This window comes from Microcystis sp. Msp_OC_L_20101000_S702 (assembly GCF_007095705.1).
Lineage (GTDB): Bacteria > Cyanobacteriota > Cyanobacteriia > Cyanobacteriales > Microcystaceae > Microcystis > Microcystis ichthyoblabe_A.
Genome location: NZ_SFBO01000091.1, coordinates 1 through 8,868 on the forward strand (window position 1 = coordinate 1; position 8,868 = coordinate 8,868).

Here is an 8,868-nt window from a genome sequence, read left to right on the forward strand (position 1 = left end):
CAACAAGGAATATTACAAATTGTTAACCGAGTCTTGAAAGCCTTGTGCTACAAAGGTTTGAAATGTTAAGAAAGATGTGACTAAAGGACAGCTTATCAAGGGGGGCAGGGGGGATCGAAGCTAAAATCCATTTTTAATTTAATTATAACCAGCTACTTAACAATGATGCAGACAAATTTATTAGAAGTGCGCGGGGCAACCCGTCGATTTGGGGGATTAGTCGCTGTCGATGGGGTTTCCTTTCAGGTACAAAAAAACGAGATTTTTGGCTTAATTGGACCCAATGGGGCGGGAAAAACGACTTTATTTAATCTGATCACCGGTTTAATTCCCCTATCCAGTGGTGATTTAATTTATCAAGGCGACAGTCTGGCGAATTATCGTCCTCACCAGATCGCTCAGGCAGGAATTGCCCGGACTTTCCAGAATTTGCGCTTATTTGGTGAATTATCGGCTTTAGAAAATGTAGCGATCGCTGGTCACATTCACAATAGCTCCAATCTCTGGACGGGAATTTTGGGTTTACCAGTTTCGAGAAGGGAGGAGGAAAAAACCTACAAAAGAGCGGGAGAATTATTAGATTTAGTCGGATTAACCGACCAAAGCAACCGAAAAGCCCGTAATTTAGCCTATGGCGATCAAAGACGCTTGGAAATTGCCCGCGCTTTAGCTTTGCAACCCCAGTTATTGCTCCTCGATGAACCGGCAGCCGGGATGAATCCCAGCGAAAAGGGGTCATTAAGTCAGCTAATTCGACAAATTCGCGATAATTTAGCTCTAACTGTCCTGTTAATCGAACATCATGTGCCTTTAGTGATGGGATTATGCGATCGCATTGCCGTGTTAGATTTCGGTAAGTTAATCGCTTTGGGAGATCCAGTCACAGTCAGGGAGAATCGCGCAGTGATTGAAGCTTATTTAGGGGATGAATAAGGATTTTAGATAATTTGTCCTTGTTGGCGTGCCTGCGCCCAAAATAAAGCAGCTTTTCGCATTGCATCCGTTGTAATGGCTAGGTATTCTATTGAGTTAGCTAACTCATCCAGTCGCTTAATTCCTTTAATCTTGTTAGCGCGTAACAACTCTCGACGCACCTCATAATCAGCAATTTCTGGAAGAATAACCCTAATACCTGCTTTAATTAGTGTTTGTAGCCAACAATTACAAGCTAGACTTTCAGGCGCTCGCTTAGGATTAGTAATTAAACCGATAATTCCCGTATCTAATAAAACTACTCTATTCACCAAGTTACTCCCTTTAAGTGAGCCGGAAATAAAGGACGCTCAGATAAACGATCTTGATTGAGTGCTTCGATTAAATATTCACCTGTTTCTTGTTGTTCCTGTTCATCTTCTTCATCAATCCAAGATTGAAGTAAATTAACCAGTTTGGTCTGTTTTTCTTGTTCTAAAATAGTATCCTTGAGCAACTTTAGGACATAAGCTTCTAGAGAAAGACCTTTCTCCCTCGCTTTTTGGCTGAGATATTGTTCGATTTCCGATGTTAAATTAAGAGTTAGTGGCATGGGCTTGACTTGAATCAATTTATCGTGTCTTTAACTATTATAAACAAAAAAGCGATCGCCCTCTACAAATATAGCGCAATCGCCCCTAATTTAAGACTTCAATTGTTGCTCGATTTGCCAGTTTTCTATTAAACACTAACTAGCAAAGTCAAATACTGGTGTTTCAATTACCCGTTTTGGTCGCTTATTTTCCCAGACAATTTCCTGCAAGCGTTCGACAGTTTCTGGTGCAAAAAAACGCTCTCCCGTTTCTACACAGACTCTAGCGGGGACATTTTCTATAATGAAAAAATTGCCATTGATTTCAAGAGTATAGGTAACTTCTTGTTCAATTAAGGTTTCTTGTCTAGAATTAGTTGACATCTGGTGTTCTCCTTGATTTAAAATCAATCCATAAATTTGGATCGGGTTCATATAGGGTAATAATTTTGAGCAAAGGGCGAGAGGGATAGCTACAATGAATGTGTAAGGCTCTATTAATTAGAGTAAATCCCAAAAGTAAACAGCTTGCACCATACTTATCAGCCGGATAATCTTCAATAATTTCGCTTTGTTCCATCGCCTCCCGTAATTCTTGAACACTGATCTGACGCAGGATACTTTGATTGACAGCGTGTTGAGAAAATTCCAATTGGTTTTGTCTAACTTTTTGACGAATTTCCTCAATCATTTCAGTGATAGCCGCCTTTACTTTGAGCGTAAATATCCGTCGCTGTCATTTCGCCAAATAACTGATCTTTAATTTCTAAATAATTTAGAGGTTGGGATGATGTTTCTCTTAGAAAGAAGGCCGCTTTAGCAATTCCCAATCTCTCTACAAGAGCTTTAACTCCCTCTTTGCTAATTTCCTCAATCTCAGGAATCGTCAAATCTGTTTTAACTTTCATAGTAATTTTCCTCAATTCAAGCGTCGAAATAGATTTTCAATTTTGCTTCATTCATCCACACTCCTACCATCATAACAAAAAAGCGATCGCCCTCTACAAATATAGCGTGATCGCATCTAATTCGAGACTATAGCTTTATTCGCCATTCCCTTCGCTTTCTTATAAATACTCAATCCCGCCCTGCATTTTGTCAGGACTCAGCCTTTAGGTTAGCCTGTACTGTAGAAGCAAGAGTTTTGTTATCTCGCGTTACTCTGATCAACAATCTTAATGCTTCGTTAACCGCATCAGCAGTGGGAAACATTTCCGCGACATCAGGCTCCAAGCGCACAGTGACTCCACCAAAGCTTTTTCTTCCAGAGCCTAACTTTCTAACTCGGAGGTGCTTCAAGTCATACTCTGTCCGTAAATCATCTTCCATTTCTGGCTCATCCCTCTTCATAAGCTTCTCGTTCGGTTTGCGTCACTTCCCTTGCACTAATGAGTCGAATTACATCTCCTCTTTCAGTATAGGATACAATTAACAATCGCCCTCGATCTGACTCGCCAACAATCAGATATCGTTCCTCGCTCTCAGAATGCTCTGGATCATCGAAAATTTTGTATCAGCAATTTTTTGTTATCATCACAAGTACGGGAGAGCCAATTTTGCTTCGTTTATTCACACTTCTATCATTTTGACACAAAAAGCTATCACGCTATATTTATAGAGGGCGATCACTTCTAAGGTCAGTATTGCAGCTTAAGTCGTTTATTATCAGCAACGCCCAGATAATTTACTCGCTATTTAAGGGCGGACTGCTAATAACTGGACTTGTACCGTTTCAGGAAGTTTTATTATGACAAAATGATTTTCTGGATACAAATAATCTTCACCAGATTCGTCAATCACTCGCAAACATCCCACCTCTTGCGCTTCAGCATCAGGTAACACTTGATAAAGTTTACAAACCTCTAAATCTCCGCCTTCTTCAGCGGTAATACAGATAGCAAATTCAATGTTAGATGCTGGTGTTTGCATAAATATTTAGTCCAAAACTCGTTTAACTTTCATTTTTCGCCGACCAATACCATGAGACTCATACCAGTGTAGTTCAGCTTTGCGGATTTCTCCATTAGGAAATTGAACTAAGCCGACTCCTTTTAGCTTTCGCCATCGACGACCCCCAAACTGCGCTTTTAGCCTTCTGAGTTCACGAATAGAGAGGTTGACGGCGATAATCTCTATTTCTGTTAGTTCTCCAATCAACTCAAAGCCATTACCCATCTCATCATTCTAACAAAGATTAATAAAAATCTGGAATGTCTCCCCAAAAAAGCGATCGCACTTTATCAATATAGCGCGATCGCTGCCAATTTAAGGCTAGATTGACCAGTTTTTTATTTTAATTTGCGCTTCAAGACTGAACCAGCACCCAAAGCACCAATGGCGAGTAAACCCAAGACTGAAGAAGGTTCGGGGACTTTTTGACCTGTTAGGTAAAAAGCATGGTGTTGTCCATTATTAGACCAGTTGTTGAAAGTCCCGCCGGAGGATTCTTGACCTGTTGAACCAACACCTGGAGTTGTTGTACTCCAATAAATCTCGTCCCGGTCAAAGTTGCTGGAAAGGTGTAAACCTAGCCAGTATGTTGTATTTGCCGATAAATCGAGAGGAGTCTGAAGATCGAACGAATAAGCATATTCGTTGAGACCAAAAGGTTGTTTGCCAGTTGCCGTCTTCACCACGTTAGCCCCTGCGCCTTGAGCAAAGGGGGTACCGGCCGGCTGACCGCCTGCATTTGCAAATACAAAGTAGTCGAGGGTTCCATCCCATGCACCTAGAGCCTCAAGGGTCCAGAAATGAACATCTGTTAGCCTTGTCCCAATATCCTGACTAAGAATAAAATCCTCTGTCTGTACCCATCCCGTCATTTCATTTCCATTCTGTTGATCTGGACCACCCCCATCAAAAATTATAGATGCTGACGCTGTTCCCATGGTTGCAAGAGCAATAGATGTTGCTCCAGCACTAACTATCGATAACTTTTTAAGCACAGTCGAAGTTTTCATATCCAGAAATTTTCCTCAAAACAAACAAACAAATAAATGTTCTGACTGCCCTTTAAAGGAGAAAATCTCAAATTAAGCGACATTGGCAAGGGAGAAAAATTGGTTTTTTCAAAATTGCCAATCACTAAATTTTAAGTTAGTTCCTCAATGACAAGACAGAGCAACAACGGGATTTTACCCCCCCCGATTTTGTCAAGTGTAAACCAACACAAATTTACAAAAATTTATAATTATTGTTACCCTTAAGAGTAGGGTAGTAAAAAAATCTTGGGTGCATCTCAATTTGGTCGAAATATCTATATTACAGGGCGCACGCAGTTCGATAAACTCACTGACCACAGTGCGCTCCTACCATTGGCGCAATAATATTATTGTAGGGGGGAATTGCATTCGCCCTCTTTGATCCCCCCTTAATCCAAGGAGGGTATCTGACAATTTTTAACCCCTACCTAATTAACAGCTAATCCCTAATCTCTCAATAACAGATATTCGCGAATCTCAAAAAAGTTATCCCAAGGAATATAGGGTTGATTTTCCGCTTGCAGATAATCGATTAAACGATCCCTAGCAAAAACTAGATCGGCCCTTCTAGCCATGGTAATATCGGTAACGGAATCACCGATCGCAATAGTTTCTACTCCTGAATATTTGTCCATAATCAAGGCTTTAGCCACTAATTCCGTCTCATTTTCCCAATCGGAATGAACTTGCAAATATTCCCCTTGAGTATGAAGATTGACCCCATAAATTGCCGTCACCTTATCTAATAGTCCCTCCCGTTTTAAGACCGTTTCAATCATGCCTTGGATACCACCGGAGATAATAATAAAAGGGATGGATTGCTCCTGTAAAAAAGCGAGGAATTCGGCTAATCCGGGGCGAATTGGCTTGCTTTCGGCATAGGCGAGAATATCGGCGTATTTTTGGCTCGGTATCGACTCTAGCAGTTGACGGACACCCCGGCGCAGACTGAGAGTACGCGCGTACATTTGGGGCATAATTTGGGCCGATAAATCGGGGGCGAATTCTTTGAGCATACCCGCAAAAGTCTCCACGGCGGTGATAGTCCCATCAAAGTCACAGAAAACAATTTTACTCATGGGGTGACAAAATATCTGAAATTGGATATAATCGAAGGTTATGATTAATTTTACAGAGATTATCCGACTCTAGAGCTTCAACCCCCATGAAATCCTATCTCGCCGCCGCCATTCAAATGACCAGTCAGCCGGATTTAGAGAAAAATCTCGCTGCCGCTGAAGAATTGATCGAACTTGCCGTGGGTAAAGGGGCGGAATTAATCGGTTTACCGGAGAATTTCGCTTTTATGGGGGCAGAAACCGATAAAATCGCCCAGGCTGAGACTATTGCTCTCAAAGCCGATAAATTCCTCCGCACCATGGCCCAAAGGTTTCAAGTGACCATTTTAGGGGGTGGTTTTCCCGTGCCGGTGACGGGTATTCCCGATAAGGCTTATAATACGGCTATTTTAGTCGATGGCAACGGTGCGGAATTAGCCCGTTATCAAAAAGTCCATCTCTTTGATGTCAATGTCCCGGATGGTAACACCTATCAGGAATCGAGTACAGTCATGGCAGGGATCGATTTACCGCCAATTTATGGCTCCGATAGCTTGGGCAAAATTGGCCTCTCGATTTGCTATGATGTGCGTTTTCCTGAACTCTATCGCTATTTATCGCAGCAAGGAGCCGATGTTTTATTTGTACCTGCGGCGTTTACAGCTTTTACAGGGAAAGATCATTGGAAAGTTTTGTTACAAGCGCGAGCGATCGAGAATACTTGTTATATAATAGCTCCTGCTCAAACGGGCAATAATTACGCACGCCGTCACACCCACGGTCACGCTATGATTATCGATCCTTGGGGTGTGGTTTTAGCCGACGCGGGGGAAGAAGTGGGGGTGGCAATTGCCGAAATTAATCCCCAACGTCTGCAACAGGTGCGACGACAAATGCCTTCCCTGCAGCATCGTGTTTTTGTTTAAAATTCGATTCGACAATTTTGTCGATAAAAACGCCTAATTTTGGTATTTAACTCGGTAACCTAATTAGTTAAGCTAAAAGCTTTGATGTACTGAGTTTCTAACCTTCTTTGCCAGATTCTCAGGGTAAGCTCATCTAATAAGGATGTAGTCGATTTATGCCACCCGATCAAACCATACCAAGTAACGAAGAACTAGGTAAAAATATCCGTAAACTTTATTAACAATCTTCCTTGAAAATCTCTTGACTATCGCACCCCGAATCAGGGATTATATAAAGATGTAGCGTTTCTCGTCAAGGTGAATTGTAAATTAAACCTTGCCGAAGTAAGAATTCTCAGTTGCGAAAACATACCTCATATATCCGAGAAACGCTGTAGAGCAGACAGGGATGCAATTCAGACTTGAATTGGCGAAATTCAAGTCTTGACTCTATTTATTGTCAACTTCAGTCCAAAAATACTCTGATGGTTGGACAAATATGCTCTCTGGACTTGTTCTAACAAGATTCCGGGCTAAATGAAAAATAATCCCATTTAGCTTCTCTAGACCGTTAAGGAGAAACCGATGTCATCTTATACCACAGAATCAGAAAAAATTGATTTTCCGAAAACCCTAGATATAGCCACCGTTTGCGTCTATGGGCTAGGAATCCTCTCGGCGGGCCTATTTTTATTTCTGCCCTTCGTCAACCTGCTGCATCCGAGTCCGTGGCAGCGATGGCTAGGCACAATTCACGGTTTTGGTTCCCTATTAGCCCTAGTCGTGATTGTTTACGCTGGTCATCTCGCTTTTCCCCTGCTCAGAGGTTCTGGCAAAATTTTGCGGCAAATGCGAACCCTCACCTTCTGGTCCACCGTCCTCGCTTTTTTGGCGATCGCCACTGGCAATTTAGCCTATATGCGCTATCGGGCCGGTTTAGAATTTGGCGGTGCGCGGGCATGGCTAAAGGAAAATTCGCCCCTCGGTCAATACGTCCTCATGGAATACCACGAATTCAGCGTCCTTTTTATCCTACCCCTAGGCGTGGCCTGCACTTGGATTCTCTGGAAATACGGCGACTCAATCCTAGACAAAGCTAATCGACCGGTGTTAACGGTCACTTGCATTGCCCTGATGGCGATGATGTTTTTTGCCATGGGTGGACTCGTTAGCGGCCTCGGTGTTGCCAAAATTCACGCCCTGTAAACCCTTATTTAGCTACTTTACCTCAAAAGTGAACAAAATTAAACTTTTGCTCGTTTTAGCTACGTTTTTCGGGTTATCTATCACCGCTCCCGCCCTAGGGGGTGTAAACTTAGCCCCGATGGTACGGATACGAGGGCGGCCAGCATTAGCAACCAAAGTCAAATCGTCGGTCGTTTCCCTACTGCTGGTAATACGGCTGGGGACTTTTAGCGGTGGGACTTTTCGGTTTTAGACACTTACGAACTCTGAAAAAATAGGAACAAATCTGATGACTCAACGTTACGTCGATAGTCCTTGGTATGGAAAAATCTGGGCTTTTTTAAAACAATTTCCCCAAGGTTTAGCCGAAGGTGCCAACCTGCCACTTCTGGCCCAGCAGCGGCGGCGATTATTAGTGCTGGTATTGGCTGTTTTTTAATGATGGTTGCTCACCATTTTTCCGATGCAGACCATTCAAAAACCGTAGAAACTTTTCTTTGGAATTTGGGCAGTTGGATACCTGGCAGTAAAAATCCTAGCAAAATGTGGGGCAATATCGGCAGTTATACCGGCAAAGAAACGATGTTATTAATTGGCTGGTTGGTCAGTTGGCCGATACTGCATTATCTTTGGAAAGATCGCCAGATAAAAGCTAAGACCATTCTCTTTTGGTTTTTTGCCCTCATGATTGCCGCCACGGCCATGTCATGGCATCCACTATTTCCCTATTTACCCTTAACTTAAAGCCTAGGAGGTGACAAAATGAACGCTCAAGTTAGAAAGGTTTCCTCGCGTAAAATGCACGATATCGTCTGGATATTAGTGGGACTTTTTGGTTTATTTGCTATTACTTTTCCCCTGGCTATGTGGCGAGTGAGCAATATGGAAAAGTTCCAAGGTTCTCATGTGAAATCTTTAGTCGTAGAAGGAGAAAACGCTCCCCAATCTTCACAGCTTAAAACTAAATAAATCTCAGTTTTGGATAATCTGAGTTTTGGATAAGTCGAAACCCTGAGACTCAATCCGAATCTAAAACTCTGATTAACATACAAAACTCTCCAAACTGTGAACAATTGCTAAGTAGGTAGGCGTTAAAAATTATCAGATGCCCCCCTTATTAAGGGGGGATCGGCACCCCCCTTATCAAGGGGGATCCCCCCGCCTATCGGCACCCCCCTTATCAAGGGTAGATCCCCCCGCCTATCGGCACCCCCCTTATTAAGGGGGGATTAAGG

17 protein-coding genes are annotated in these 8,868 nt (G+C 42.5%); 6 read left to right on the forward strand and 11 right to left on the reverse strand.

Going from position 1 to position 8,868, the window contains the following annotated elements; all coding sequences use genetic code 11:
* The first annotated feature begins 165 nt into the window (after positions 1-165).
* On the forward strand, positions 166-933 hold the full coding sequence (locus EWV60_RS10060) for an ABC transporter ATP-binding protein (RefSeq protein WP_287232144.1): 768 nt from the start codon (positions 166-168) through the stop codon (positions 931-933).
* 5 nt (positions 934-938) lie between these two features.
* Here EWV60_RS10060 and EWV60_RS10065 read toward each other — a convergent pair whose 3' ends face one another.
* From EWV60_RS10065 to EWV60_RS10115, 11 genes are all read right to left on the reverse strand, one after another.
* Complete coding sequence (locus tag EWV60_RS10065; protein ID WP_002739492.1) at positions 939-1,244, reverse strand: PIN domain-containing protein; 306 nt, start codon at positions 1,242-1,244, stop codon at positions 939-941.
* Positions 1,241-1,525, reverse strand: coding sequence for a hypothetical protein (locus EWV60_RS10070; protein WP_002739848.1), 285 nt, complete (start codon positions 1,523-1,525; stop codon positions 1,241-1,243). Before EWV60_RS10070 ends, EWV60_RS10065 begins: the two co-directional genes overlap by 4 nt.
* 135 nt (positions 1,526-1,660) lie before the next feature.
* Positions 1,661-1,939, reverse strand: coding sequence for a YgiT-type zinc finger protein (locus tag EWV60_RS10075; protein WP_002795314.1), 279 nt, complete (start codon positions 1,937-1,939; stop codon positions 1,661-1,663).
* On the reverse strand, positions 1,878-2,195 hold the full coding sequence (locus tag EWV60_RS10080) for a DUF4258 domain-containing protein (protein ID WP_002755280.1): 318 nt from the start codon (positions 2,193-2,195) through the stop codon (positions 1,878-1,880). The genes EWV60_RS10075 and EWV60_RS10080 overlap by 62 nt, the downstream gene beginning before the upstream one ends.
* Before the next feature lies 1 nt (position 2,196).
* Entirely contained in the window at positions 2,197-2,412 is a 216-nt protein-coding gene (locus tag EWV60_RS10085; RefSeq protein ID WP_287232148.1) for a hypothetical protein, read from the reverse strand.
* Positions 2,413-2,602: 190 nt separating this feature from the next.
* Entirely contained in the window at positions 2,603-2,854 is a 252-nt protein-coding gene (locus tag EWV60_RS10090; RefSeq protein WP_002779207.1) for a hypothetical protein, read from the reverse strand.
* A complete protein-coding gene (locus EWV60_RS10095; protein WP_502705821.1) occupies positions 2,841-3,011 on the reverse strand; it encodes a BrnT family toxin in 171 nt (56 codons plus the stop codon). The genes EWV60_RS10090 and EWV60_RS10095 overlap by 14 nt, the downstream gene beginning before the upstream one ends.
* Positions 3,012-3,199: 188 nt before the next feature.
* Positions 3,200-3,433 carry a hypothetical protein gene (locus EWV60_RS10100; RefSeq protein WP_002779205.1) on the reverse strand — a complete coding sequence of 78 codons (234 nt, stop codon included), beginning with the start codon at positions 3,431-3,433 and terminating at the stop codon, positions 3,200-3,202.
* 6 nt (positions 3,434-3,439) lie between these two features.
* A complete protein-coding gene (locus EWV60_RS10105; RefSeq protein WP_002755261.1) occupies positions 3,440-3,679 on the reverse strand; it encodes a hypothetical protein in 240 nt (79 codons plus the stop codon).
* 113 nt (positions 3,680-3,792) lie between these two features.
* On the reverse strand, positions 3,793-4,464 hold the full coding sequence (locus tag EWV60_RS10110; RefSeq protein WP_287232151.1) for a PEP-CTERM sorting domain-containing protein: 672 nt from the start codon (positions 4,462-4,464) through the stop codon (positions 3,793-3,795).
* A 467-nt stretch (positions 4,465-4,931) separates the two neighbouring features.
* Positions 4,932-5,564, reverse strand: a complete 633-nt coding sequence (locus EWV60_RS10115) for an HAD-IB family phosphatase (protein ID WP_287232153.1) — start codon at positions 5,562-5,564, stop codon at positions 4,932-4,934.
* A gap of 86 nt (positions 5,565-5,650) precedes the next feature.
* Between EWV60_RS10115 and EWV60_RS10120 the strand changes: the two genes are divergently transcribed.
* The 5 genes from EWV60_RS10120 (at position 5,651) to EWV60_RS10140 (ending at position 8,602) form a co-directional block, all read left to right on the forward strand.
* A complete protein-coding gene (locus tag EWV60_RS10120; protein WP_287232155.1) occupies positions 5,651-6,469 on the forward strand; it encodes a carbon-nitrogen hydrolase family protein in 819 nt (272 codons plus the stop codon).
* 564 nt (positions 6,470-7,033) lie between these two features.
* Positions 7,034-7,654 (forward strand): hypothetical protein, encoded by a 621-nt coding sequence (locus EWV60_RS10125; RefSeq protein WP_002779196.1) that lies wholly within the window; start codon positions 7,034-7,036, stop codon positions 7,652-7,654.
* Positions 7,655-7,922: 268 nt separating this feature from the next.
* On the forward strand, positions 7,923-8,072 hold the full coding sequence (locus EWV60_RS10130; RefSeq protein ID WP_287232157.1) for a hypothetical protein: 150 nt from the start codon (positions 7,923-7,925) through the stop codon (positions 8,070-8,072).
* Positions 8,072-8,377 carry a hypothetical protein gene (locus EWV60_RS10135; RefSeq protein ID WP_287232159.1) on the forward strand — a complete coding sequence of 102 codons (306 nt, stop codon included), beginning with the start codon at positions 8,072-8,074 and terminating at the stop codon, positions 8,375-8,377. The genes EWV60_RS10130 and EWV60_RS10135 overlap by 1 nt, the downstream gene beginning before the upstream one ends.
* An 18-nt stretch (positions 8,378-8,395) precedes the next feature.
* Entirely contained in the window at positions 8,396-8,602 is a 207-nt protein-coding gene (locus EWV60_RS10140; RefSeq protein WP_002779193.1) for a hypothetical protein, read from the forward strand.
* Positions 8,603-8,868: the final 266 nt, after the last annotated feature.